This is a genomic window from Solirubrobacter deserti, from assembly GCF_027587175.1.
Lineage (GTDB): Bacteria > Actinomycetota > Thermoleophilia > Solirubrobacterales > Solirubrobacteraceae > Solirubrobacter > Solirubrobacter deserti.
Window position 1 is genome coordinate 13,624 of record NZ_JAPCID010000007.1, and the last position, 24,080, is coordinate 37,703.

The 24,080-nt window shown below is 72.9% G+C and carries 21 protein-coding genes and 1 pseudogene; 13 read left to right on the plus strand and 9 right to left on the minus strand.

All coding sequences use genetic code 11. The annotated features are described in order from the left end of the window. The first annotated feature begins 40 nt into the window (after nt 1-40). Nucleotides 41-1,537: an aldehyde dehydrogenase family protein gene (locus OJ962_RS05475; protein ID WP_202956109.1), complete on the plus strand. Its 1,497-nt coding sequence runs from the start codon at nt 41-43 to the stop codon at nt 1,535-1,537. Here the strand turns inward: OJ962_RS05475 and OJ962_RS05480 are convergent. Both OJ962_RS05480 and OJ962_RS05485 read right to left on the minus strand, forming a co-directional pair. Beyond that, nucleotides 1,523-2,158 (minus strand): RNA polymerase sigma factor, encoded by a 636-nt coding sequence (locus OJ962_RS05480; RefSeq protein WP_202956110.1) that lies wholly within the window; start codon nt 2,156-2,158, stop codon nt 1,523-1,525. The two genes, OJ962_RS05475 and OJ962_RS05480, sit on opposite strands and share 15 nt — an antisense overlap. Before the next feature lie 139 nt (nt 2,159-2,297). Further along, entirely contained in the window at nt 2,298-3,338 is a 1,041-nt protein-coding gene (locus OJ962_RS05485) for a phosphotransferase family protein (protein WP_202956111.1), read from the minus strand. Between the two features lie 97 nt (nt 3,339-3,435). On the opposite strand from OJ962_RS05485, the gene OJ962_RS05490 reads away from it, so the two are divergent. Genes OJ962_RS05490 through OJ962_RS05500 form a run of 3 tightly spaced genes read left to right on the plus strand, consistent with a single transcriptional unit; the run spans nt 3,436 to nt 5,702 of the window. Next, complete coding sequence (locus OJ962_RS05490; RefSeq protein ID WP_202956112.1) at nt 3,436-4,824, plus strand: cellulase family glycosylhydrolase; 1,389 nt, start codon at nt 3,436-3,438, stop codon at nt 4,822-4,824. 49 nt (nt 4,825-4,873) lie between these two features. Beyond that, a complete protein-coding gene (locus OJ962_RS05495; protein WP_202956113.1) occupies nt 4,874-5,206 on the plus strand; it encodes a hypothetical protein in 333 nt (110 codons plus the stop codon). Nucleotides 5,207-5,222: 16 nt separating this feature from the next. Then, complete coding sequence (locus OJ962_RS05500; protein WP_202956114.1) at nt 5,223-5,702, plus strand: SixA phosphatase family protein; 480 nt, start codon at nt 5,223-5,225, stop codon at nt 5,700-5,702. Nucleotides 5,703-5,824: 122 nt separating this feature from the next. On the opposite strand, the gene OJ962_RS05505 is transcribed toward OJ962_RS05500, so the two are convergent. Further along, complete coding sequence (locus tag OJ962_RS05505) at nt 5,825-6,970, minus strand: M20/M25/M40 family metallo-hydrolase (protein WP_238932041.1); 1,146 nt, start codon at nt 6,968-6,970, stop codon at nt 5,825-5,827. Nucleotides 6,971-6,994: 24 nt separating this feature from the next. Between OJ962_RS05505 and OJ962_RS05510 the strand changes: the two genes are divergently transcribed. Continuing rightward, on the plus strand, nt 6,995-7,855 hold the full coding sequence (locus OJ962_RS05510; RefSeq protein WP_202956115.1) for a DNA-formamidopyrimidine glycosylase family protein: 861 nt from the start codon (nt 6,995-6,997) through the stop codon (nt 7,853-7,855). Nucleotides 7,856-7,903: 48 nt separating this feature from the next. Here the strand turns inward: OJ962_RS05510 and OJ962_RS05515 are convergent, their stop codons facing one another. Then, nucleotides 7,904-9,226 carry a hypothetical protein gene (locus tag OJ962_RS05515; RefSeq protein WP_202956116.1) on the minus strand — a complete coding sequence of 441 codons (1,323 nt, stop codon included), beginning with the start codon at nt 9,224-9,226 and terminating at the stop codon, nt 7,904-7,906. 56 nt (nt 9,227-9,282) lie between these two features. Here OJ962_RS05515 and OJ962_RS05520 point away from each other — a divergent pair, with 56 nt between their 5' ends. Genes OJ962_RS05520 through katG form a run of 3 tightly spaced genes read left to right on the plus strand, consistent with a single transcriptional unit; the run spans nt 9,283 to nt 12,599 of the window. Beyond that, on the plus strand, nt 9,283-9,903 hold the full coding sequence (locus tag OJ962_RS05520; RefSeq protein ID WP_202956117.1) for a DedA family protein: 621 nt from the start codon (nt 9,283-9,285) through the stop codon (nt 9,901-9,903). Between the two features lie 40 nt (nt 9,904-9,943). Beyond that, nucleotides 9,944-10,387 (plus strand): Fur family transcriptional regulator, encoded by a 444-nt coding sequence (locus OJ962_RS05525; protein WP_202956118.1) that lies wholly within the window; start codon nt 9,944-9,946, stop codon nt 10,385-10,387. A 31-nt stretch (nt 10,388-10,418) separates the two neighbouring features. After that, the gene (gene katG, locus OJ962_RS05530; protein WP_202956925.1) at nt 10,419-12,599 is read left to right on the plus strand and encodes a catalase/peroxidase HPI; all 2,181 of its coding nucleotides are present in this window, start codon (nt 10,419-10,421) and stop codon (nt 12,597-12,599) included. Here the strand turns inward: katG and OJ962_RS05535 are convergent. After that, nucleotides 12,596-13,453, minus strand: a complete 858-nt coding sequence (locus tag OJ962_RS05535) for a 2-dehydropantoate 2-reductase (RefSeq protein ID WP_202956119.1) — start codon at nt 13,451-13,453, stop codon at nt 12,596-12,598. The genes katG and OJ962_RS05535 overlap by 4 nt on opposite strands. Nucleotides 13,454-13,470: 17 nt before the next feature. Between OJ962_RS05535 and bcp the strand changes: the two genes are divergently transcribed. Beyond that, complete coding sequence (gene bcp / locus OJ962_RS05540) at nt 13,471-13,941, plus strand: thioredoxin-dependent thiol peroxidase (RefSeq protein WP_202956120.1); 471 nt, start codon at nt 13,471-13,473, stop codon at nt 13,939-13,941. On the opposite strand, the gene OJ962_RS05545 is transcribed toward bcp, so the two are convergent. Next, complete coding sequence (locus OJ962_RS05545) at nt 13,929-15,065, minus strand: hypothetical protein (protein ID WP_270006228.1); 1,137 nt, start codon at nt 15,063-15,065, stop codon at nt 13,929-13,931. The genes bcp and OJ962_RS05545 overlap by 13 nt on opposite strands. Nucleotides 15,066-15,152: 87 nt before the next feature. On the opposite strand from OJ962_RS05545, the gene OJ962_RS05550 reads away from it, so the two are divergent. Next, nucleotides 15,153-15,722, plus strand: coding sequence for an ABC transporter ATP-binding protein (locus OJ962_RS05550; protein WP_202956122.1), 570 nt, complete (start codon nt 15,153-15,155; stop codon nt 15,720-15,722). Nucleotides 15,723-15,798: 76 nt separating this feature from the next. Then, nucleotides 15,799-16,569 carry an ABC transporter permease gene (locus OJ962_RS05555; RefSeq protein ID WP_202956123.1) on the plus strand — a complete coding sequence of 257 codons (771 nt, stop codon included), beginning with the start codon at nt 15,799-15,801 and terminating at the stop codon, nt 16,567-16,569. On the opposite strand, the gene OJ962_RS05560 is transcribed toward OJ962_RS05555, so the two are convergent. Further along, on the minus strand, nt 16,536-17,225 hold the full coding sequence (locus OJ962_RS05560) for an SDR family NAD(P)-dependent oxidoreductase (protein WP_202956124.1): 690 nt from the start codon (nt 17,223-17,225) through the stop codon (nt 16,536-16,538). The two genes, OJ962_RS05555 and OJ962_RS05560, sit on opposite strands and share 34 nt — an antisense overlap. A gap of 63 nt (nt 17,226-17,288) precedes the next feature. Between OJ962_RS05560 and OJ962_RS05565 the strand changes: the two genes are divergently transcribed. Then, nucleotides 17,289-18,230: a helix-turn-helix domain-containing protein gene (locus tag OJ962_RS05565; protein ID WP_407697493.1), complete on the plus strand. Its 942-nt coding sequence runs from the start codon at nt 17,289-17,291 to the stop codon at nt 18,228-18,230. On the opposite strand, the pseudogene OJ962_RS05570 reads toward OJ962_RS05565, so the two are convergent. Both OJ962_RS05570 and OJ962_RS05575 read right to left on the minus strand, forming a co-directional pair. Further along, nucleotides 18,129-20,813 (minus strand): annotated as a pseudogene (locus OJ962_RS05570) (ATP-binding protein); the annotation flags it as partial. The gene OJ962_RS05565 and the pseudogene OJ962_RS05570 sit on opposite strands and share 102 nt — an antisense overlap. A 9-nt stretch (nt 20,814-20,822) precedes the next feature. Continuing rightward, entirely contained in the window at nt 20,823-21,260 is a 438-nt protein-coding gene (locus OJ962_RS05575) for a hypothetical protein (protein WP_202956126.1), read from the minus strand. A gap of 130 nt (nt 21,261-21,390) precedes the next feature. Here OJ962_RS05575 and OJ962_RS05580 point away from each other — a divergent pair, with 130 nt between their 5' ends. After that, the gene (locus OJ962_RS05580) at nt 21,391-24,009 is read left to right on the plus strand and encodes a PKD domain-containing protein (protein ID WP_202956127.1); all 2,619 of its coding nucleotides are present in this window, start codon (nt 21,391-21,393) and stop codon (nt 24,007-24,009) included. The last annotated feature ends 71 nt before the right edge of the window (nt 24,010-24,080 follow it).

Consider the following 24,080-nt stretch of genomic DNA (forward strand, 5'->3'; position numbering starts at 1 on the left):
GCTTCACGGTGCAGGTCCGCGGCTGAGCTAGGCTCAGCCCATGGCGACCATCCCTGTCGAGAACCCGGCGACCGGCGCCACCATTCGTGAGGTGCCGGTCACGCCGCCGGAGGACGTCGCGGCGGTCGTCGAGCGCGCGCGCCAGGCCCAGCCCGCCTGGGAGGCGCTGGGCTATGCGGGCCGCGGCCAGATCCTAAAGCGGGCGCAGCAGTGGCTGCTCCAGCACGCGGACGAGGTCGCGGACACGATCGTGGCCGAGACGGGCAAGGCGCGCGAGGACGCCCTGCTCGTGGAGATCGCCTACGGCGTCAACGCCCTCGGCTTTTGGCCGGCCAAAGCGCCGAAATGGCTTGCGGATGAACGAGTCCGCACGACGAACCCGCTCGTCCTGGGGCGCCGGATGGTCGTCCGCTACCGCCCTGTCGGCGTCGTCGGCGTGATCGGCCCCTGGAACTACCCGCTCGTCAACAGCGTCGGGGACGCCATCCCAGCGCTCGCCGCGGGGAACGCCGTCGTCGTCAAGCCATCCGAGGTGACGCCGCTGACGTCCCTCTTGTTCGAACGTGGACTGCATGAATGTGGCCTTCCTGAGGGGGTCTTCCAGGTCGCGGTCGGCACCGGTGAGACCGGGGCCGTCCTGATCGACCACGTCGACATGGTGATGTTCACGGGCTCCACGCGCACCGGGCGAAAGGTCATGGAGCGCGCCGCCCAGACCCTCACGCCCGTCTCGCTCGAGCTCGGCGGCAAGGACCCCATGATCGTCCTTGCCGACGCGGACCTGGACCGCGCCGCCAACGCCGCGGTCTACTACTCGATGCAGAACGGCGGCCAGACGTGCATCTCGATCGAGCGCGTCTACGTGGAGGCTCCCGTCTACGACCAGTTCGTGGCCAAGGTGACGGAGAAGACCAAGGCTCTGCGTCAGGGCCCACCCGACGGTCCGGGCTCGGTCGACGTGGGCGCGATGACGTTCCCACCGCAGCTCGAGATCGTCGAGCAGCACGTCCAGCAGGCCCGGGACGCGGGCGCGCGCGTGCTCACCGGCGGGCATCGCCGCGCCGGCGCGGGCCGGTTCTTCCAGCCCACGATCATCGCGGACGCCGACCACTCGATGACGGCGATGCGCGAGGAGACGTTCGGCCCGACGCTGCCCATCATGCGCGTCCAGGACGCCGACGAGGCGGTGCGCCAGGCCAACGACTCGCCCTACGGGCTGGGCGCAGCGGTCTTCACCAAGGACGTCGCCAAAGGCGAGCGGCTCGCCCGCCGGATCGAAGCGGGCGCCGTCTGCGTCAACGACGCCGCGGTCAACTACCTCGCCCTCGAACTGCCGATGGGGGGCTGGAAAGCGTCGGGCCTGGGCGTGCGCCACGGCCCGGCGGGCCTGCGCAAGTACACACGGCAGCAGGCCGTGATGACGTACCGCCTGCCGCTGAAACGGGAGCTCCACTTCTTCCCCTACAACGCGCGGGTCACCGGGCTGATCACGCGGGGCCTCAAGCTCTTCTTCGGCCGCGGCTCACGCCGCGTTTGAGGTCGGGGCCCAGCCGGACTGCGTGAGCTCGTCACGCAGGCGCCGGCGGGCGCGGTGCTGGAGCGCGTGGACGGCGTCGATGGAGCGGCCCAGCCGCTCGGCCACCTCGCCCGGCGTGAGGCCGGCGATCAGCCGCAGCAGCATCACCTGCCGCTGATCCTCGGGCAGCGCGGCCAGCGCGCTCTTGAGCGCGTCGAGCCGCTCGGTCGCGTGCAGCTCGGCCGTCGCGCCGGTCGCGTGCACCTCGGCCAGTGGCACTGAACGCTGCGCTCGAAGGTGATCGAGCGCAGCGTTCCGTGCGACTCGCAACAGCCAGGCCGCGAAGGGGGTGGCGCCCGCCCGGTAATGGGAAAGCGCCCGCGGGAGGCGTGCGAAGACCTCGCTCGTCAGGTCCTCGGCGTCGTGCTCGTCGCGCACGATCGCGAGGACGTACCCGAACACGTTGTCCGCGTACAGCAGGTACAGCAGGCGCAGCGCGTCATCCTCGCCGGCGCGGGCGCGCTCGGCCGCGGCGGCGACCAGCGCCTCCGCGTGGAGCGACGTATCGAGGTGACGACGGCGCCGGTATCCCGAGCGCGCCGCCGTCGCCTCCAAGCGATCCGCCGCACGGCGCACCGCCACCTGTCCCGTTCCCTGGAGAATGAGCGACCTTGCCCTTGTCCGAAATGCTTCCCCCGCCATCCTTGACGGGAGGTCAAGCGTTCCACCGCGGACGCTCCAGTGAAAGACGAACATGCGTCCACTGGACGGAGGTAGCGGTTCAGCCCAGGGCGGTACTGCGCGCCCGCTCGGCGATCTCCGGCACGCCCTCCTTCAGGCGGTCGAAGAACGCGTCCTCGGTGGTGCCGGCGAGTCGCCGTTTATAGCTTCCTTCCAGGAAGATCGCCGACTTCCAGAGGGCCAGCGTGGTGTACCAGCGCAGGTCCCGCATCGACCGCCCGGAGCGCTCCTCGTAGCGGGCCACGAGGGCGTCTCGGGTGGGGAAGCCGGGGGTCCGTGTGACGGTGGTCAGGGAGGCGATCGTGCTCTGCGGATCCCCCTCTTGCGCCCAGGTCGCGAGCAGGTAGCCCACGTCGGCCAGGGGGTCGCCGATCGTCGCCAGCTCCCAGTCGAAGATCGCGCTCAGGCGCCCGCCGGTGAACATCACGTTCCCGAGCCGGTAGTCGCCGTGGACGATCGTCGCGGGCCCGGATTCGGGGAGCTGCTCGCCCAGCCAGGCCGTGACCTCGTCCAGCGCCGCGATCTCGCGCGTCGCGTTGTGCTCCCACAGCCCCGTGAAGCGGCGCACCTGGCGTTGCAGGTAGCCCGTCGGCTTGCCGAAGCCCTCCAGGCCGCACGCCTGCCAGTCCGTGGCGTGGACCTCGACGAGCGCGTCCACGAGCTCGGCCGCCACGCCGGCCGGTGTGGCGCCGTCGGGGAGTGTGGCGTTGATCACGGTTCCGTGCACGCGTTCCATCACGTAGAACGGCGCGCCGATCACCGCCTCGTCGTCGCAGGTGGCGACGACCTTCGGCACCCGCACCGCCGTGGGCTCGAGCGCGCGCAACAGCCGTGCCTCGCGCAGGACGTCGTGCGCGGAAGGCGGGAGCGGCGGGCGCGGCGGGCGCCGCAGCACCCAAACTCCGCCACGCCGGGCGACCAGGTACGTCACGTTGGAGTGCCCGTCTCCGACCGGCTGAGCCGTGATCTCTCCCGTTCCCAGCCCGTGTTCGTCCAGGAAGCGCTCGAGCGGCCGCAGCACCAGCAGCGGTGGTTGATCGAGTGCGCTCGCCTCTTCCGGGGTAGCAACGATCGCGGTCACGCTTATGCAGCGTAAACCGCAACCCGCTCACATACAGCGGGTTGGAAGTACCAGAGCCGACCGCTCCTCCCTCTGCGTCGGCGCTCCCCCACCCCTGATGCGACGACTTCTCCTGACGTTCCCGCTCATCGCGCTGTGCGCGTGGGCTCCGCCCGCCGGCGCCTCCTCGCGCCAGGTCACGACCTTCGAGGCGCCGCGCGAGCTGCTCTCGGGCTCTACGCGCGCCACCACGCTCGATCAGATCAGCCAGTTCGGCGTCAAGCGCGTGCGCCAGCTCGTGTACTGGCGCGACATCGCGCCCGAGCCCGACAGCAAGACCAAGCCCGCCGGCTTCGACGCGAGCAACCCCGACAGCTATCCGGCGAACAAGTGGGACAACCTCGACGGCCTGGTCGCGGCCGCGCGCGAGCGCAAGATCGATGTCACGCTCACGCTCACCGGACCCGTCCCGAGGTGGGCGACCAAGGGCAAGCGCGACAACTACACCGATCCGCTGCCGGCGGAGTTCGGGGCCTTCGCGACCGCGATCGGCCGCCGCTACGGCGACGCCGTCAACCTGTGGTCGGTCTGGAACGAGCCGAACCAGCCGCAGTTCCTGCGCCCGCAGTTCAAGAGCGGCAAGGCCTACTCGCCGAAGCTCTACCGCAAGCTCTACCAGGCGGCGGAGAGGGGGCTGCGCTCGACGCCGGCCAACGCGAAGGACACGCTGCTGATCGCCGAGACGTCGCCGCGCGGGAACTCGAACATCGTCGCGCCGCTCGCGTTCCTGCGCGGGATGCTGTGCCTGGACTCCAAGTACCGCAAGTCCAAGTCGTGCGGGAAGCTCGAGCCGGGCGGCTACGCGCACCACGCGTACACGACGAGCGCGGGGCCGCGCTGGGTGCCCCAGAACGCCGACGACGTGACGATCGGCGTGCTGCCGCGGCTGGTGACCGCGCTGGACAAGGCCGCGCGCGCGGGCGCGCTCCCCAAGCACCTGCCGATCCACCTGACCGAGTTCGGCATCCAGACCGAGCCGGACAAGATCAGCGGCGTCTCGCTCGAGCGCCAGGCCGCGTACCTCGCCGTCTCCGAGCACATCGCCTACGTGAACCCGCGGGTCGCCGCGTTCTCCCAGTACCTGATGAGCGACGACCCGCCGCGCTCGAGCGGCTACCGCTACGGCGGGTTCGAGAGCGGGCTCAAGAGCGCCGACGGCAAGGAGAAGCCCGCGTTCAACGGCTTCCGGCTGCCGCTCGCGGTCGAGGCGTACGGCAACCAGGACGTGCTGTGGGGGCTCGTGCGCCCGCAGCGGGCGGTGAGCAAGGTGACGATCGAGCGCCGGATCACGGGTTACAAGACCTGGCGGGTGCTCAAGACGATCGACACGACGGCGTCCGGCGTGTACGCGCTCAAGACGCCCCGCAAGAAGGGCCAGCACTACCGCGTGAAGTGGACGTCCCCGAGCGGGACGACCTACACCGGTCCTTCGGTTCGCAGCTATTAGGGTCCCGACCCGGTACGGCGCGCGCCGGGTCGACCCGATACCTCAAACCATGAGGAAGCGTTGGAGCCGATGGAGCGTGCTGGGTCAGCAGGTCAGTGACGGGGCCGGGGTCCCGGTCGGGCAGGTCGTGGACACCTACCCGTTCGACGGCGGTGACGTCGAGATGGTCGTGGTCCGGCTGGACGGGGCGTTCGGTGGCAAGCGCATGCTGGCCGTCGACGACCTCTGGATCGACGGGTTCTCGCTGCGCACGCCGTTCGCGGCGTGGCAGATCGAGGACTCGCCCGAGCTGACGGACGGCCGCCACGCGGCGGACGACCCGTACCGGGCGCGCAGCCACTGGCGTTACGAGGAGCCGGCCGCGCTCTACGCCGCAGCCTGAGTACTCTTGGGCCGCGATGGCGGCGCAGCTGTGGATGCTGCGGCACGGGGAGGCCGTGCCGCACGACTCGAAACCCGACCACGACCGCGAGCTCACGCCGCGCGGTCGCGGCCAGTCAGAAGCCGCGGGCCGCGCGCTCGCCGCGCTTGGAGCCGAGTTCGACGCCTGTTACGCGAGCCCCAAGGTGCGCGCGTGGCAGACCGCCGCGCTGGCGTGCGCGGCGCTGAACGTGGACCCGGTGCGCGAGGACGCACTCGCGAACGGCTTCAGCCGCGTCGACGCGCTCGCGCTGCTCGACGCCCACGAGGGCAACGTGCTGGTGGTCGGTCACGAGCCGTCGTTCTCGCAGGTCGTCTACGACTTCACGGGCGCTCGCGTGGACTTCAAGAAGGGCGGCGTCGTCGCGCTGGAGGCCAAGCGCACCGCCGGCCAGCTGCTCGTCCTGCTGCGCCCGAAGGAGCTCGAAGCTATTGCTGCGGCGCTAGGGGCACGCTGAAGCATTCCGGCGCGCCTGCTGCGGCACATCCGCGGCGCCTCGCGCCACCCACGATGCTCGACGGGCTGGCGCCCGCCTGCGCTCGCGTGCGGCTCGAGACATCCACGGCTGCACCACATCAGTCACACCGTCGATGCTCCAGCGCACCCCAACGCCGCCGCGATAAGCGCCAGCGCCACCTCGGCCCGGGGCCGCAACGAGGCCTCCAGCACGAACTCGTCCGGGTTGTGCGCCTTGCCGCCGCGCGGCCCGAGCCCGTCGACGGTGAGCGGGATGGACGCCGCGAAGTGGCTCGCGTCGGACGCGCCGCCACGGGCCGCGGGCGCGATCCGGCGGCCGAGCAGGGCGGTCGCGCGCTTCAGCAGCGGCTCGGTGGCCGCCTCGGCCTGCATGCCCGGCCAGCGGCGGATCAGCTCCGCCTCCAGCCGCACGCCCTCGTGCTCGGCCGGGATGTGGGTGAGGACGTCCTCGATCGCGTCGAGCTCGTCCGCACGGACGTCGCAGAACAGCTCGCCGTGGCCGGGGACGACGTTGAACGCTTCGCCGGAGCGCAGGATCGTCGGCACGGCGGTCAGGTGCGAAGGGCCGGCGGGCGCATGACGCGAAGCGACGGCCTGCGCGGCCACGGCCAGCGCTAGCAGCGCGTTGGCGCCGCGGTCCGGCGCCGAGCCCGAGTGCGCGCTGCGCCCGTGCGCGGTGACGTGGATCGTGCCCGCGGCCTTGCGGCGCACGACGACGCCCTCGGCGCCGTCACGCAGCTCGCCCGCCTCGAAGCACAGGCACGCGTCGAAGCCGGCGAAGCGCGGCACGTGGCTGAAGTCGGCGGTCCGCCACTCCTCGTCGCACACGAGCAACAGCGCGAGCTCGGCGTACAGCTCGGGCCGGGCCGCGAAGGCGCGCAGCGCGCCGAGCGCGAGCACGTTCCCGCCCTTCATGTCGACGGCGCCGGAGCCGACGAGCTGCTCGCCGACGCGCGCCAGCGGCTTGTGCTCGGCGTGGGACACGACCGTGTCGTTGTGGCCGACGAGCAGGACCCGGCGCGTGCCTGTGCCGGGAAGGCGGATCACGAGATCCTCGGCGTGGCTCGGGCTCGAGCACGGCACGCGCTCGACCTTCGCCTCGTCGGGAGCGAGCGCCGCGCACAGCGACGCGCACTCGTTCGCCCCGTGCACGTCGCCCGACGGTGAGGAGACGGCGACCAGCGCCTCGAGCTCCCGCGGCGCCCGGCGCGCGATGTCCGCCGCCGCCCGCTCGATCCACGCATCCATCGCGTTCAGGCTAACGTGGACGCCGTGCCTGAGCTGCCCGAGATGGAGATCACCGCTCGCCGGCTGGCCGAGGCCCTTCCCGGGGAGACGATCGAGTCCGTGCTCACGCCGGGGCTCAACGTCCTCAAGACGTTCGACCCGCCGCTGAGCGCGCTGGACGGGGCCCGCTTCACCGGTGTGCGCCGGCGCGGCAAGCTGCTGGCGCTCGAGGTCGACACGGACTCGCACGGCCCGCTCACGCTGCTGGTGCACCTGATGAGCGCCGGCCGGCTGATGCTCTACGACAAGCGCGGCTCGCTGCGCGACAAGACCTCACGCGTACTCGTTCGGTTGCCCGGCGACCGCGAGCTGCGCCTGCGCGAGTTCGGCACCAAGCAGGCCGCCTGGGTGAAGCTGCTGACGCTGGATGGGCTGGAAGCCGAGCCCGCGCTCAAGTCGCTGGGCCCCGAGGCGTGGCCGGACCCGCCCGCCGACCTGAGCGAGCTCCTCAGCGTCCCGCGGCCGCTGCACTCGCTGCTGCGCGACCAGCAGGTGATCGCAGGAATCGGGCGCACGTGGGTCGATGAGATCCTGCATCAGGCCAAGCTCTCGCCGTTCAAGCGGGGGGACGACCTCTCCGCCGCCGAGGCGAAGGCGCTGCGCAAGGCGATGGTCGGCGAGCTGCAGCGCGTCCTGGACGTCTACGAGGAGAAGGTCGCGCTCCCGCTGCCGGAGAAGTTCCCGAAGCCGACCAGGGTCCACGCGCACCAGGGCGAGCCGTGCCCGCGCTGCGAGACGGTGCTCGAGGCGGTCTTCTACGAGGACTACGTCATGAGCTACTGCCCGCACTGCCAGACCGAGGGCCGGATCCTCAAGGACCGCCGCCTGTCGCGTTTGTTGAAGTAGGCAGCATCCCCTCCGCCCCGCCCCGATCATCCGACCCACGGGCGCGGGCTACGGAGCGCAGCGCTGCGGGCTCGTGGCGCCCGGCGGCAGGCACCGGGACGTCAGCGAAGGGCCGCGCTTGCGGCGCATCTTCAGCGTCTTGACGCTGCCGATCCTGCCCGGCGCGGTCACCTCGACGCGGATCGTCCGCCCGACACGGATCGAGCGGCGCGTGAAGCGCTTGAGCGAGAGCGTCGACTTCTTCGGCGTGGTCGTCCAGCGCTTGGCCGAGCAGCCCTTCGAGCAGGTGACCTTGACGGTCGCGCCCGCCGCGATCCGGCTGAGCGTGAGCGAGCCGAGCCGGGTCGACGTGCGTGAAGCCTTGTAGGTCCAGGTCAGCCGCGGGTTGAGCGTGGTCAGCGGCGCGGGCGGAGCGGGGGGTGCGGGCGGCGCCGGCGGCGGTGGAGCGGGCGGCAGCGCGACGGGGCCGAGCGAACTCCAGGCACCCCAGTTCGGCGTGGCGGTCTCGGCGGCGGTGACCTCACGCCAGTGAAGCTCGCCGCCGATGCGCGCGAACAGGTACTCACGACCTTGCGCGTCCGACACGCCGGCCGGCGAGGAGTTCAGCCGCGTCGAATCGACCCGGTTCCACGTCGTCGACTCGTTGACGTGGCGGTGATGCCAGAGCCCGTCGTCGGCGCCGCGCGCGTAGAGGTTGAGGACGTTGACGGCCGGGGTGACGGTCGCGGGCGCGCCCTGGATCGGGCCGCCCTTGGGCGCCCACTCCGCGGCCGGCGTCCAGGTGCTTCCCGAGGCCCAGCGCCAAGCCACGGCGCCGGAGGCGTCCCGCATGAAGACGTCGATCGTCCCGCCGCTGAAGAAGCCGACCGCCGCCGGCGCGGACGTGGCGTTGCCGTTGAGCGACTGCCACGCGGACCAGCCCGTCCCGGGCACGAGCGCGCGGTGGAAGATCGCGTTGTTGAGGCCGCGCACGAACACGTCGACGATCGCGTTGCCGCGGCGCACGCCGGCGGCCGGAGCGGACGCGAGTCCGCCGCCGAGCGGCACCCAGCCCAACCACGCGCCGTTCACGAGCGTGTTTTGCCACAGCGCGCCGTCCGACTCGCGGCGGGCGAACAGGTACAGGGTCTCGCCGAACACGACGGCGGCGGGGCCGGAACCGGCGTCGAGCCCGTCGACCGCCGTCCAGTTGCTCCACGTGCCGCCGGAGAGGCTGCGGTGCAGGATGCGCCCATCCGGCCCGCGCGCGAACAGCTGGACGTCGCCGGGGCCGAACGACACGGCGGCCGGGTTGTCGTCGAACACGTCGGCGGACGCCGTTCCGCCCAGCGCGGCGAAGATCGCCAGCGCCACCAGCCACATCCTGAGCACGCGGCGAGGGTACTTCAGATCCGCGCGGCGACGCGCCGGGTACCCTCAGTGCGCGAATGCTGATGCTTATGGCGGCGCTCGGCGAGTGGGCGCGTGACGCGGTCGACACCGGCGGCTACCCGGCCCTGACCGGCCTCATCCTGGCGGAGAATCTGTTTCCGCCGATCCCCTCGGAGATCATCCTCCCCGTCGCGGGCTACTTCGTGGGCGAGGGGTCGATGAACTTCGTGCTCGCGATCATCGCGGCGACGATCGGGTCGGTCGTGGGCGCGCTGATCCTCTACGGCATCGCCCGCTACGGCGGCCGCGCGCTCGTCCTCAAGCTCGGAAGGGTCGCGCGCGTGCGCGAGGAGGACCTCGACCAGGCCGACGCCTGGTTCGACAAGCGCGGCCCGTGGTTCGTGTTCTTCGGGCGCCTCGTGCCCGGCGTGCGCAGCCTGATCTCGATCCCCGCCGGCTTGTCGGAGATGCCGCTGACGCAGTTCGTGCTGCTGACGACCGCCGGCTCCGCGCTCTGGAACACCACGCTGATCGGCGCCGGCTGGGCGCTCGGCAGCAACTACGAGCGCGTCGCCGACTACATCGGGCCGGTCGCCACCGTGGTCGTGGTCCTGTGCGGGATCCTGGTGCTCGCGCTGATCGCCTGGGCGCTCAAGCGCCGGCGCATCACCGCTTAATCTGGAATCACTCCAATCTAGGGTTTACACTGCGCGGCCGATGCCGGCCGTCCCCGAGTTGGAGCAGTTGCTGCGTGGCGCCTCGTTGCGCGTCACGCGCCCGCGCGTAGCCGTGCTGGAAGCGGTCCACACGCACCCGCACGCCGACACGAGCTCGATCCTCGGCCTGGTCCGCGAAGCGCTCGGCGACGTGTCGCAACAGGCCGTCTATGACGTGCTCAACGCGCTGACGCAGGCGCGCCTGGTGCGCCGCATCACGCCACCCGGCTCCGTCGCCCGCTACGAGTCACGGGTCGGTGACAACCACCACCACGTGGTGTGCCGATCCTGTGGCGTCATCGCCGACGTCGATTGCGCCGTCGGCGCGGCGCCGTGCCTGGAGCCGTCCGAGGCTCACGGCTTCGTCATCGACGAGGCCGAGGTCGTCTACTGGGGCGTGTGCCCCACCTGCAAGCCCGAAGAGGAAGAGGTCCCCCTTGGCTGATCAAGAGCATCCCAACGCCGTCGTCGGCGACATGAACGAGCCGATCGACGCGAAGGGCAGCTGCCCCGTCGCGCACGATCGCCTGCCGCACCCGACCCAGCGCGACGCCAACGCCGAGTGGTGGCCCGAGCGCCTGAACCTGAAGATCCTGGCCAAGAACCCGGCGGTCTCGAACCCGCTCGGCGACGAGTTCGACTACGCCGAGGCCTTCAAGGCGCTCGACCTGGACGCCGTCAAGGCCGACATCGCCGAGGTGCTGACGACCTCGCAGGACTGGTGGCCCGCCGACTTCGGTCATTACGGCCCGCTGATGATCCGCATGGCGTGGCACAGCGCCGGCACCTACCGGATCGAGGACGGCCGCGGTGGTGGCGGCGCGGGCCAGCAGCGCTTCGCCCCGCTGAACTCGTGGCCCGACAACGGCAACCTGGACAAGGCCCGCCGCCTGCTGTGGCCGGTCAAGAAGAAGTACGGCCAGGCCATCTCCTGGGCCGACCTGATGATCCTCACCGGCAACGTCGCGCTGGAGACGATGGGCTTCAAGACGTTCGGCTTCGCCGGCGGGCGCCCCGACGTGTGGGAGCCGGACGCCGACGTGTACTGGGGCCCGGAGACCGAGTGGCTCGGCGACGACCGCTACACGGGCGACCGCGAGCTGGAGAAGCCGCTGGGCGCCGTCCAGATGGGCCTGATCTACGTCAACCCGGAGGGCCCGAACGGCAACCCGGACCCGCTCGCCGCCGCGCGCGACATCCGCGAGACGTTCGGCCGCATGGCGATGAACGACGAGGAGACCGTCGCGCTGATCGCCGGCGGCCACACGTTCGGTAAGACGCACGGCGCCGCCGATCCGGATCAGTACGTCGGCCCGGAGCCCGAGGGCGCCTCGATCGAGCAGATGGGCCTCGGCTGGAAGCAGTCCTACGGCAAGGGCAAGCTCGAGGACACGATCACGTCCGGACTCGAGGTCACGTGGACGGCCACCCCGACGCAGTGGGGCAACGGCTTCTTCGACAACCTCTTCGGGCACGAGTGGGAGCTGACCAAGAGCCCCGCGGGTGCCCACCAGTGGCAGCCGGTCGGCGGCGTCAGCCCGATCTCGGTCCCGGCGCCGAACGCGGACGGCGAGCAGCGCCTGCCGACGATGCTCACGACCGACCTCGCGCTGCGTATGGACCCGGCCTACGAGAAGATCTCGCGCCGCTTCCACGAGAACCCGGAGGAATTCCGCGAGGCCTTCGCGCGTGCCTGGTTCAAGCTCACGCACCGCGACATGGGCCCGATCCACCGCTACCTCGGCCCTGAGGTCCCGCAGGAGACGCTGATCTGGCAGGACCCGGTGCCCGCCGGCCCGCAGCTCACCGACGCGGACGTCGCGACGCTCAAGGAGCAGATCCTCGGCTCCGGCCTGTCCGTGAGCGAGCTCGTCTCCGTGGCCTGGGCGTCGGCCTCGACGTTCCGCGGCTCGGACAAGCGCGGCGGCGCGAACGGCGCCCGTATCCGCCTGGAGCCGCAGCGCTCGTGGGAGGTCAACAACCCGGCGCAGCTGAGCAAGGTGCTCGGCAAGCTCGAGGAGATCCAGGCCGGTTTCGGCAAGGACGTCTCGCTGGCCGACCTGATCGTGCTCGGCGGCACCGCGGCGGTCGAGAAGGCCGCGGCCGACGCCGGCGTGCAGGTCTCGGTGCCGTTCATCGGCGGCCGCGGCGACGCGACCGAGGAGTGGACGGACGCCGACTCCTTCGCGCCGCTGGAGCCGACCGCGGACGGCTTCCGCAACTACCTGCGCCCGGGCGTCCACCGCCTGCCGGAGGAGCACCTGCTGATCGACCGCGCGAACCTGCTCACGCTGAGCGCGCCCGAGCTGACCGTCCTGATCGGCGGCCTGCGCGTCCTCGGCGCCAACTGGGACGGCTCGTCGCTGGGCGTGCTCACCGACAAGCCGGGCGTGCTCACGAACGACTTCTTCGTGAACCTGCTCGACCTGGGCACCGAGTGGCACGCCTCGGGCGACCAGTTCGAGGCCCGCGCGGCCAACGGCGACCTGCTGTGGACGGGCTCGCGCGCCGACCTCGTGTTCGGCTCCAACTCCGAGCTGCGCGCGGTGGCCGAGGTCTACGCGTCCGACGACGCGCGCGAGAAGTTCGTGCACGACTTCGCGGTCGCCTGGTCGAAGGTCATGCACCTCGATCGCTACGACCTGGCGGCCTCCTAGAGCGCGCTGAGCAGCGCGTAGAGCGTCTCCGCGCGGGGTGTCGGCAGTGCGTGCCGGCGCCCCGCGCGTACGACTGCGCCCACGAGCGGGTCGATCTCCAGCGGGCGGCCGTTGAGGCGGTCGTAGAGCATCGAGGAGCCGACGTCGGGCGGGAGCGCGGTCAGCATCTCCACGGTGCGTCGCGGGTCCTCGTCGGTGAGCCGGGCGCCCTCGGCGCGCGCGACCGGCAGCGCCTCCTCGAGCACGCGCAGCGCGAGCTCGCGCGCCTCGGGCACCTGCAGCACCTCGCTGCGGCGGCCGGTGATGGCCGTGAGCGGATTGCCGGCGAGGTTGCTGAACAGCTTGCGCCAGGCGGCGGTCGTGAAGTCGGGCTCGAGGACGGCCTTGATGACGCTGCCGTCCAGCAGCGCGGCGAAGGCGCGCGCGCCCGGGCGGTCCGCGAGCGTGAGCGTGTCGCCGGCGCCGTGCTTGAGCCGGCCGGGCGCGACGCGCTCCACGGCGGTGTTGATGATCGCCGGGACGACCGCGTGCGGGGCGAGGCGCTCGTCGTGCTCGACGCCGTTCTGGATCACCACGATGGTCGTCTCCGGCACCGCGAGGCGGGCGAGCCACGGCGCCGCGTGCGCGCTGTCCTGCGCCTTCAGGGCCACGACCGCGAACTCGGTCGGCTCCGCCTGCGTGGGATCCGTGAGCGCGCTCACGCCGAGATCGCGCGGGTGCTCTTCCCGCTCGACCACGAGCCGGTCGAGCGGCGTGCGGGCACAGAGCGTCACCTGCGCGCCCGCGGCGAGCAGCTCGGCCGCGACGACGCCCCCGATCGCGCCGACGCCGACGACCGCCACGCGCGCGCTCATGTCATAGCCTCCGCTCCATGCTCGAGACTGGCGCGAAGGCCCCTGACTTCACCCTGCCCGACCAGGACGGCGAAGACGTCACATTGTCGGCTCTGGCCGGCACCACGGTCGTGCTGTATTTCTATCCGAAGGCCGATACGCCCGGCTGCACGACGCAGGCGTGCGGCATCCGCGACCACCTGCCGGACTACACGGCCGCGGGCGTGCGCGTGCTCGGCGTCTCGCCCGACCCGGTCAAGGCCGTCAAGAAGTTCCACGACAAGCAGGCGCTGAACTTCACCCTGCTGGCCGACGAGGACCACACGGTGTGCGAGGCCTACGGCGTCTGGGGCGAGAAGTCCATGTACGGCAAGACCTACATGGGCGCCAACCGCGCGACGTTCATCATCGACGCCGACGGCACGATCGTGCACGTCATCCCGAAGGTGTCGCCGAAGACGCACGACGACGAGGTCCTGAAGGCGATCGGGGAGCTTCAGCCCTCCTGAGGCCGGAACTCGGGGTTCACCAGGCGCCGGATCTCGCCGCGCGAGCCCTCGCCGTAGTCGAGCGCGCAGCGCGGGTTGGCGAGCTCGTAGAGCGCGGCGTCGGTCGCGGCGATGTCGCAGGCGCCGCCCTTGTCCGGCGCGATCGGCTCGCTCTGGTTGGGTGTGGCGGCGGTCGCCTCGGTCTCGATGTCGCGCGGCAGGGCGACCTGGGTGAGCGAGTAGATCCTCTCCTCGACGCTGTCGTAGGTCTCCCAGTACAGCGCGCCGTCGGTCAGGCCCGGACCGATGTCCAGCGCGGCCCCGCCGTCGGTGCCGTTGTACGGGCGGGCGACCTCGGCCCAGCGCGGCGCGGCGGCGCTCAGGTCGAGGGCGTAGAAGAAGTCGGCTTCGAGGTTGTGCCGCGGATCCTCCCGCCGCACGGAGGCGAACGCGTAGCGGCCGTGGATCATCCAGCCGTTGAGGCCCCGGCAGCGCCGGTACTGGGGGTCGCGCGCCGGCAGCGCGGGCAGCGTGCGCGTGCGCCCGTCGACTTCGCGCACGGTCAGACGCGCCGAGCACTTGCCGCGGGAGGCGACGCCGAGCACCCGGCCGCTGTCGAGGCGGCCGTCGACCGCCGCTTCGGCGGCGGCCCCGCGGGTGCGCGCCGTGACCCGAAGCGGCGGCTCGGGCGTGAGCGTCAGCAGCTCGGCGGTGCAGCTCGACGGCTCGAGGGTACGGCAGCTCTCGATCGCGAGCTGGGGTTCGGCCGGGCCGCCGGCGCCGCGGATCATGCGCAGGGTCGACACCCAGCGCCGGCCGAGGTCCACGCTCAGCGTCGTGCCGGTGCGCTCGTCGGCGACAACGACCTTCGAGGCTCGCGGCAGCGTCTTCGGCTCCACGTCGTCGTAGCCACCGTGGCGCTTGTCGGCCGGGGTGCGGATCGACCAGGCGACGAAGTGGCCGCCCGCCGCGATCCGCTCCACCTGCCCCTTCGGGTCCTCGAGGAACACGCCGCGGTGGGTTGGGCCGGCGAGGTCGGGCGCGCCGAGGAGCGGCCGCTCGGTCGCGGGCACCGGGGCGGGCTGCGCCGCCGTTTCCCCGCAGCCACCCAGGAGCACGCAGACTGCGGCCACGACGAAGGGCATCCGGTGCATGCAGCAAGGACGGACTCCGACGGGGCAAGTTGCGAAGCTCCTGTGGTGAGCGACGGGCTGCGGTGCGAAAACGTACGCGTGAGAGAGGTGCTGCGGGGCGTCTCGCTGGCCGTCGCGCCTGGGGAGGTCGTTGCGCTCACGGCGCCGAGCGGGGAAGGCAAGTCGACGCTGCTGCGCGCGATCGTACGGCTCGTCGCGCTTGACGGCGGGGTCGTGACGCTGGACGGCGTGGACGTCACGTCGCTCGACCCACGCGTGCTCCGCCGCCGCGTCGGGCTCGTCGCGCAGCGGCCCGTGATGCTGCCGGGCTCGGTCGCCGACAACCTCGCCTACGGGCTCCAGGCGCCGCCCGACCCGCGCGCCGCGCTCGAGGCCGCGGGCCTGCACGAGCGCTTCGCCGACCGCGACGCGAGCGAGCTCTCCGGCGGCGAGCAGGCGCGGGTCGCGATCGCGCGGGCCCTGACCCGCAAGCCCGAGGTGCTGCTGCTCGACGAGCCCACCTCCGGCCTGGACGCGCCGCTGGCCGAGGCGATCGGGCGCCACGTGCGCGAGCTGGCCGCCGACGGCCTGGCCGTGTGCGTGACCTCGCACGACCGCGCCGTCGTGCAGCAGTGGGCCGACCGCGAGCAGCGACTGGGCGCCGAGTGACCGCCTGGCGCCGGGGCCAGCCGTGCACCACGCCGCTCCTGCCGTCCGGCCACCGCGCGGAAGGCGCTCTTTCCCAATGAGCGAGGTGCTGATTCAGGCTGGCGCCGGGATCGTCCTCGCGGCGGTCGCCGTCGTCCTCGCGTCGCGGCTCGGGCTCGGCCTCTCGAAGGAGCTCGCGATCGCGGCCGCGAGAGCGGTGATCCAGCTCACGGCGGTGGGCGCGGTGATCGTCGCGATCTTCGAGGTCCCCGCGCTCGCGTTCGCCTTCGTGGCCGTGATGCTCGTCACGGCCGCGTTCACGGCCGGGCGCCGAATCGGCGGTGTCCCGCGCGCCCGCGTCTACGCGTTCGGCGCGATCGCCGCGCCCGCGCTCACCGCGACCGGGTTCCTGCTGGCGGTCGGCGCGTTCGACGTCACGCCGCGCGCTGCCGTTCCCACCGCCGGGATCCTGATCGGCGGCGCGATGGCGGCCACCAGCCTCACCGGCCGCCGCTTGATCGAGGCCTTGGACGCGGACCACGCGGAGATCGAGGCGCGGCTCTGCCTGGGCGACAGCGCCCGCGAGGCGCTGCGCCCGTCGATCAGGCGCGCCATCCACACCGGCCTGACGCCGGCGATCGACCAGACGCGCAGCGTCGGCCTGGTCACGCTGCCGGGCGCGTTCGTCGGCCTGCTGCTCGGCGGCGCGCGCCCCGCCGAAGCCGCCTCCACGCAGCTGGTCGTCCTACTCAGCCTGCTCGCCGTCGAGCTGGCCGCCGCCGCGCTGCTGGCCGAGTTCGTGCAACGCGCCGCGATCGCACCGGGCGAGCGGGTTCACCAGGGCAGCACGCCGTGGCGGTCGAAGTAGCCGCCGGTCGGCCCGTCCGGACCGATCTGCGCGTACTCGACGATCGCGTCGGTGCCCTCCTGCACGGTCTGCGGGCCGCTGTGGTGGTTGAAGTCGGTCGCCGTGTAGCCCGGGTCGACGACGTTGACCCGGAAGCCCGGGTACGCCTTGGCCCACTGGACCGTGAGCATGTTCAGCGCCGTCTTCGACGGCCCGTAGGTGAGGTTGTGCAGGGTCGACTCGATGCGGTCCGGGTCGCCGCACACCCCGATCGAGCCCATGCCGCTCGAGACGTTGACGACGACGGGGTTCGAGGACTGCTCGAGCAGCGGCCGGAAGGCCTGCAGCACGCGCACCGGTCCGTAGACGTTGACCTCGAACACGGGCTCGAGGTGGGCGACCGTCACCTCGGGAACCGGGACGAACTCGCCGGGGATGCCGGCGTTGTTGACCAGCACGTCCAGCCCGGTCTCCGAGACCGTCTCCACGGCGGCGGCCACGGACGCGTCGGAGGTGACGTCGAGCTGCACGAAACGCGCGCCGAGCTCCTCCGCGGCCTTGCGGCCCCGCGCCTCGTCGCGCGCCGCCACCCAGACGTCGTGACCCGCCTCGATCAGGCGGCGGGCGGCTTCATAACCGAGGCTGCGGTTGGCCCCGGTGATCAAGATCGTTGACATGGGAACCAGCTTGGCGCGCCAGGCCGCAAAGACCATGCCTCTGACAGGGATACCTTGAAGGGCGTGAACGACCTCGCCGCCAACCTGCGCACCTGGCGCGACCGGCTCGTCCCCGAGCAGCCGGGCCGGCGCCGCGCGCCCGGCCTGCGCCGGGAAGAGATCGCCGCGCGCGCGGACGTCTCCGTCGGCTACCTCACGCGCCTGGAGCAGGGCCACGCCACGCACCCCTCCCCGCTCGTGTGCGCGGCGCTCGCCCGCGCGCTGGAGCTCAGCGCCGACGAGACGGACACGCTGTACCTGCTGGCCGGCCACGCGCCGCCGTGCGGAGAGCGCTTCAGCAACGAGATCACGCCCGCCGTGCAGCGGCTGCTCGAGCGCTTCCACGACCTGCCTGTGCTCGTCTACGACCTCTCGTGGGAGCTCGTGGCGTCCAACCCGCTCGGCGAGGCGATCACCGGGCTGCGCTCGGGCAACATCGCCCGCAACCACTTCCTGGGCGAATCGCTCTACATCGAGCGCACGCCCGAGCAGGAGGACGAGATGAGCGCGTCGATCGTCGCCGACCTGCACGCCGCGATCATCCGCCACCCAGCCGACGAGCGGTTGCACGCGCTGGTGGACGAGCTGCGCGCGGAGAGCCCACGATTCGAGGCGCTGTGGAAGCAGAGCCCGGTGGCCGTGCACTCGTCCGCGACCAAGACGATCGACCACCCCGAGGCCGGCCGGCTCACGCTCGACTGCGACGTCCTGCAGGTGCACGGCTCCGACCTGCGGGTCGTGGTCTACAGCGCGCCGCCCGGCAGCCGCGACTCGGCGGCGCTAGCCCTCCTGCTGGACCGCAGCCGCGAGCGCCTCGCGGTTGGAGACGCCGAGCTTGGCGAAGATGTTGCGCAGGTGGCTCTCGACGGTCTTGACGCTGAGGAAGAGCGCGTCGGCGATGGCCTGGTTCGTGGCGCCCTCGGCGACGAGCGCGGCGACCTCCGACTCGCGCGCGCTCAGCCCTGACAGCCGGTTGCCGCCCGCCGGCGGCGCATCGCGCCGCGGTGCGCGGCGCCCGAGCTTGCGCAGCTCGCGCACGGCCGCGCCGCGGTCGAAGTCGGCGCCGATCCGGTGGAGGTGCCGCTCGGCGCGCTCGAACGCGTCCAGCGCGCCGGAGCGGTCCCCGGACTCGGCCAGCGCGCGGCCGTGCACCACCCGCATCCGCTCGGCCTCCAGCTGCGCCCCCGCGCGCTCGTAGGCCTCCACCGCGGCCCCGGCCGCGTCCGCCGCGCGCGCGTACTCGCCGCGCGCCAGCGCCAGGTGCGCCCGACCGGCGAGTGCCCACGCCGACGGCGTCGAGAGCCCGGAGTGCAGCGCCCACGCGTCCGCGTCGTCGGCCAGGCGCTCGGCCGCCGCCCCGTCACCGCGCGCGAGCGCCGCTTCCAGCAGCACGAGCCGCGGCCGCGAGCGATCGATCGGCGCCATGTGCTCGAGCTCGGCCCCGGCCGCGGCGACCAGCCGCCGCTCGGCCACGTCCAGGTCGCCGACCGCAACCGCCGCCGTCACCGCGCCGTAGGCCGTCCACAGGTCCACCAGCGGGCTCTCCGGCAAGGAAGCGGCGACGCGCTCGCAGTCGCGCATCACCTCGGCGGCTCGGGCGGCATCGCCGCTGCGGCCGAGCAGGAGACCGAGCCGGGCCAGCGCCCACCACTCGTAGCGGGCGCTCGGCGTCACGCGCGCGGCCTCGACCGCCTCCTCGGCGAGCTCGACGGCCTCGGTGAGCCGCCCGGCGCGGAAGCGCGGCTCGGTCCGGTCGATCAGGAACATGGCCACGTTGCCGTGCGCACGGCGGTCACGCGCGATCCGCAGCCCGCGGTCGAAGTGCGCGATCGCCTCGTCGTAGCGCTCCAGGTGCGTCGCCGCCCAGCCCAGGTCCCAGAGGCTCATCGGGTGGGCGGGAAAGTCGTGGTCGTCGTAGCCCGCGACCACCGTCGCCGCGTGCGCGTACGGCCCGGCCGCCGCGCGCGGGTCCGTCTGCACGAGCGTGGTGGCGATCACGCCCTCGACCTCGGCCACCAGGACGGGATCGCCGCTGTCGGCGGGCGCCCCCGCCGCGGCCTGCGCCGCTTCCCGGGCGTCGTCGTAGCGCAGGTTCCACTCGTGAACGAGGACCAGCTCGATCTCGCACTTGACCCGCACGCGCGGATCGTCGGTGGCGAGCTCCCGCGCGCGGGCCAGGTGGCGCACCGCCTCCTGCTCGAGCCCGAGCCAGCGCTCGACCTCTGCCAGCCGCCAGCACTTCTCCGCGGTGTCGCTGCCGGCAGCCAGCAGCGCCTCGCGCGCGGCGGTGAGCTCGCCCGCGAGCAGGAGCGCCGTGCCGCGCCGGGCCTGCAGCGCCGCGTAGCGCTCGCCCACCTGCATCGGCAGCAGGCGCAGCGCGGCCTCCAGCCACGCGGCAGCGTCCCCCGGCGCGCGCTCGATCACCCGCTCGGCCGCGGCCATCAGGATCAAGATCCCCTGCTCGTCACCGAGCCCGGCGCCGTGGCGGACGTGCTGGGCGACGACGGTGACGTCGGCGCCGAGCTCGAGCAGTGCCTCTCGCAGCCGTCCGTGCGCGTTGATCCGCCAGCCGGGCCCGGCCGACTCGTACGCCGCCCGGCGCACGATCGGATGGCGGAACGTGAACGCGGCGGCGCCGTCGACGGGGCGCAGCAGCTCCGCGCGCCGGGCCTCGTCGACCGCGGCGTGAGCGGTGGCCTCGTCGAGCTCGGCGGCCACGCTCGCGAGCCGCAGATCCGCGGGCTCCCCCGCCACCGCCGCGCCTCGCAGCAGCGCCTGGGCGGCGGGCGAGAGCTGCTCGATCTCGGCCCGGATCGAGCTCGCGATCGCCGACGGCAGCGGCCCGCGCGCGGGCGAGCGGGCCAGCTGCTCGAGGTAGAACGGGTTGCCGCCCGCCTGGTCGAGGACCGTGCGCAACGCCGCGCCGCTGACGCGCTCCTCGACCAGCCGCCGGGCGTCGCCGTCGCCCAGCGGGCCGAGCCGCAGGCGCGGGTGGCCGTAGCGGTCGAGGTCGTCGAGCGCCGGGTCCGGCCGGTGCGCGCCGGCGATCAGCACGCGGCCGGACGGCGGCCGGCGCGCGAGGGCGGCGAGCGCCTCCCGCGCGCCGTCATCCGCCCACTGCAGATCGTCGAGCACCAGGACCAGCGGCCGCGGACCGGCGATGCCGTCGAGCAGCTCGCGCAGCGCCCGGTGCAGCCGGTACGCCTCGGGGACGGCGTCACGCGGGCCTTCCAGCGCGGGGAACACCGTCGCGAGCTCCTCGGTGCGGCTGACGCCCATGCGGGCCAGCTTGCCGTCCTCGAGCTCGTCGAGGTACGGGTCGAGCGCGTCGACCAGCACGCCGAACGGAAGCAGGCGCTCGAATTCGGTCGCGTGCCCGGACAACACGCGGAACCCGCGCGCGGCGGCCTGCTCGGCGAGCGCGCCGAGCAGGGCGGACTTGCCGATGCCGGGCTCCCCCGAGACCAGCAGCAGGCCGCTGCGTCCGGCGTCCAGCCCGTCCAGGGCCTCCGCGATCTTGGCCAGCTCCGTGTCCCGACCCAGCAGCAACGCCGGGAATCATTCCAGGGGCAGGAAGTTGTCGGGGTTGTTGGGCGCGAAGGCGACCTGGATCGCGGTCCCGGGCGTATAGCCGATCCACGACGGGACGAAGAGCGTCCGGGCCGCGCGGGCCCCGGCGATGTTGACGGCCAGGCGCAGCGGGTGGCGGACGCCGACGCGCGAGTGCTGGTCGAGCGTCGCCTCGAGCACGATCGCCGTCGTGCGCTCCGTGCGGGCGTCGCGCTCGCGCGCGTCTCTGCGCCGGCCGAGCAGCGCGAGCACCGGGGCGGTCGCCGCGAAGCCCAGGCCGAGCGCGAGCAGTGCGATGCCGAGCGTGGCCGGCCCGACGATCGTGAACGTCACGCCGAGCGGCACGAAGGTGGAAGCGAGGATGCCGGCCACGAGGGCGCCGACGAAGCCGCGGACGGCGGTGCCGGTGAGGATGGGGAGGGTCATGGCAAGCATCGTCGAGGCGCTCCGGGTCCGTGCCATCGGGCACGACCCTGATCCCCCACCCTGAGTTGCGGGTCCCGGATCAGGGTCACCCTGGATGGCCTGCGGGTCACGGCGCGGGACCGTGCTCGGCATGCGATTCCTCCCCAACCTGCTCATCCTCACCCTGACCACGCTCGTCCTCGCCCCGCTGGCGCGTGCCGCCCCGCCGCCGTTGACGGCGGACTTCACGTACGCGCCGGCCGCGCCGGCGCCCGGGGAGCCCGTGACCTTCACGAGCACGAGCCTCGCGCCGGGTGGCGACCCGATCGCCACCGACTGGGACCTCGACAACGACGGCGAGTTCGACGACGGTCGCAAGCCGGCCGCGACCCGCGCGTTCGACGCGGGCACGCACACCGTTCGCCTGCAGGCGCGCATCAGCGGCCCGACGCCGCGCACCGCGGTCGCGACCAAGACGTTCACCGTCGCCGCGCCCACGAGCAGCCCGACGCCCACTCCCTCCCCGCAGCCCACACCGGCGCTCGCGAACCCCACGCCGACGCCCGCGCCACCGCTCCCGAGCAAGCCGATCGGCTGCGTCGAGACCGTTCAGCACGGCGCCTTCCTCGCGACGGGCGAGTGTCTGCTGCCCCGCAAGGCGCCCGGCTGGATCGACGACGGCGGCGAGTACTGGCGCTCTACGCGGCCGGTCAGGGTCAACGGCGTCACCATCACGCCCGCCAGGGGGGAGGACGTGCTCGTCAACGTCCCCAAGTCGGGCAAGATCAGCGCGGGCACGCTGGACGGCACCGCAACGTTCACCAAGGCCGGCGAGACCATCACCGTCGACAGCGGCCGCATCTCCTGGAAGGTCGTGAACGGGCGCTTCGAGGGCATCCAGCCGCCCGCGGACAGCAAGCTCGGCGGGCTGCCGATCGTCTCGCTGACCGAGTCGCCCCAGCTGATCGCCGGCGGCACCCGGTTCGCGTTCATGGTCCGCATGCCGCAGCAGTTCGGCGCGCCGACCTCCGACAAGCCGGTGCGCGTGACCGCCGGCGGCATCCGCCCGCTGGCGGCCGCCGACGAGGGCTTCCACTTCGAGGTCGAGAACGCCGTGCTCGGGCCGATCCAGCTGCACAAGCTCGTGCTGGACTACGACGGCCAGGGCTCCTGGGAGATCAAGGCCGACGCCACGCTCCCGCCGCCCGTCGACGCCCGCGTGCGGGGCAGCGCCGGCATCCGCCACGGCGACTTCGACTACGCCGACGGCGAGATGACGTTCAACGGCCAGGGCTTCAACATCATCGGCCCGGTCTTCCTCAAGCGGATCAAGTTCCGGGTCGAGATCACGCCCCAGGAGAGCGAGTGCGTGCCGAACATCGGCGTCAAGCCGAGCCCGTCGACCGGCCTGCCGGGGCTCGATCACTCCTTCCCCGGGATGCCGGAGCCGCCGGCCACGATCGACTACGGCGTCCCGACGTTCGCGCTGTGCGGTGAGGTCGGCCTCGTGGCCGGTCCGACCGTCCTCGGCACGTCCGCGCTCTCGCTCGACGCGGGTCTTGGCATCGCGCTCTACGACGATCTGCCGATGCGCTTCCGGGCCTTCGGCGAGATCGACATCGTCGGCATCCGCTGGGCGGAGGCCGAGCTGGAGATGCACGGCAACGGTTACATCAAGGCGGGCGGGAGCGTGAAGTGGCCGTGGCCGGGCGTGGCCATGATCCACGGGCGGCTCGGGCTCGAGATGCGCGGGACGCAGTTCAACGCCTCCGGCAGCGTGGAGGCCTGCCTGCTCGACTGGTGCGCCGCGAAGGCACGCGCGGTGGTGTCCAACGCCGGTGTGGGCGTGTGCCTCTCGATCGACCTGGGCGTGACGACCTGGAACCCAGGGCTCGGCTACCGGTGGGGCGACTCGCCGACCATCTACCTCAGCGGCTGCGAGCTCGGCCCGTACAAGACGCGCGTGACCGCGGCGCGGGCGAGCCGTGCTCCGCAGAGCGTGACGCTGCCCTCCGGCCTCCCGGGCGCGGCGATCGCCATCACCGGCGCGGACGCGCCGCCGACCGTCACGCTCATCGGCCCCAAGGGGGAGCGGTTCACCACGCCCGCCGGCACCGGCGTGACGCAGCGCAACCCGTTCTTCGTGATCAAGGACCCGGCCTCCAGGTCGACGCAGATCCTGGTCGGCAAGCCGTCCGCGGGCGAGTGGCGCGTGGTCCCGGAGCCCGGCTCCTCCGCGATCACCGAGATCCGCAGCGCGCAGGGCCGACGGGCGCCGAAGGTGACGGCGAAGGTCGAGCGCCGCGGCGGCCGGCGCGTGCTCTCCTACCGCGTCGACGGGGACGCGAAGGTGACGTTCGCCGAGCGCGGCGCGACCGCGGGCGCGATCCTCGGCAAGGCCAAGGGCCGGCGCGGCACCATCGCGTTCGACCCCGCCGACGGCCGCGGCGAGCGGCGTCACATCGTCGCCGTCGTCGAGCAGGACGGCCTGCCGTCCACCCAGGCGGCGATCGCGACCTACCAGGCGCCGGCGGCGAAGAAGCCCGGCCGGGTGCACGCGGTCAAGACCGCGCGCCACGGCGGCCGGGTGCGCGTGAGCTGGCGCAAGGACGCCGCGCCGGCGCACATCGTCACGCTCGAGCTCAGCGACGGCCGCCGGCTGGTGCGCCGCGTCGACGGCCGCTCCGCGCTGACCGTGAAGCTCCCGCGGGGGCTGCGGGCCAAGGCGACCGTGCGCGCCGTGGCCCGCAACGGGATGGTCGGCCGCTAGACCGGTGCGCTCGAGCACGTGCGATCGCTGGTGGTCGCCGGCGCCGGCTGGGGCCGCACGGTGACCGGAAG

Coding starts and splice junctions, on each gene's coding strand:
- OJ962_RS05475 (WP_202956109.1), top strand. CDS start 41: ATGGCGACCATCCCTGTCGAGAACCCGGCGACCGGCGCCACCATTCGT.
- OJ962_RS05490 (WP_202956112.1), top strand. CDS start 3,436: ATGCGACGACTTCTCCTGACGTTCCCGCTCATCGCGCTGTGCGCGTGG.
- OJ962_RS05495 (WP_202956113.1), top strand. CDS start 4,874: ATGAGGAAGCGTTGGAGCCGATGGAGCGTGCTGGGTCAGCAGGTCAGT.
- OJ962_RS05500 (WP_202956114.1), top strand. CDS start 5,223: ATGGCGGCGCAGCTGTGGATGCTGCGGCACGGGGAGGCCGTGCCGCAC.
- OJ962_RS05505 (WP_238932041.1), bottom strand. CDS start 6,970: ATGGATGCGTGGATCGAGCGGGCGGCGGCGGACATCGCGCGCCGGGCG.
- OJ962_RS05520 (WP_202956117.1), top strand. CDS start 9,283: ATGCTGATGCTTATGGCGGCGCTCGGCGAGTGGGCGCGTGACGCGGTC.
- OJ962_RS05525 (WP_202956118.1), top strand. CDS start 9,944: ATGCCGGCCGTCCCCGAGTTGGAGCAGTTGCTGCGTGGCGCCTCGTTG.
- katG (WP_202956925.1), top strand. CDS start 10,419: ATGAACGAGCCGATCGACGCGAAGGGCAGCTGCCCCGTCGCGCACGAT.
- OJ962_RS05535 (WP_202956119.1), bottom strand. CDS start 13,453: ATGAGCGCGCGCGTGGCGGTCGTCGGCGTCGGCGCGATCGGGGGCGTC.
- bcp (WP_202956120.1), top strand. CDS start 13,471: ATGCTCGAGACTGGCGCGAAGGCCCCTGACTTCACCCTGCCCGACCAG.
- OJ962_RS05545 (WP_270006228.1), bottom strand. CDS start 15,065: ATGCCCTTCGTCGTGGCCGCAGTCTGCGTGCTCCTGGGTGGCTGCGGG.
- OJ962_RS05555 (WP_202956123.1), top strand. CDS start 15,799: ATGAGCGAGGTGCTGATTCAGGCTGGCGCCGGGATCGTCCTCGCGGCG.
- OJ962_RS05560 (WP_202956124.1), bottom strand. CDS start 17,225: ATGTCAACGATCTTGATCACCGGGGCCAACCGCAGCCTCGGTTATGAA.
- OJ962_RS05575 (WP_202956126.1), bottom strand. CDS start 21,260: ATGACCCTCCCCATCCTCACCGGCACCGCCGTCCGCGGCTTCGTCGGC.
- OJ962_RS05580 (WP_202956127.1), top strand. CDS start 21,391: ATGCGATTCCTCCCCAACCTGCTCATCCTCACCCTGACCACGCTCGTC.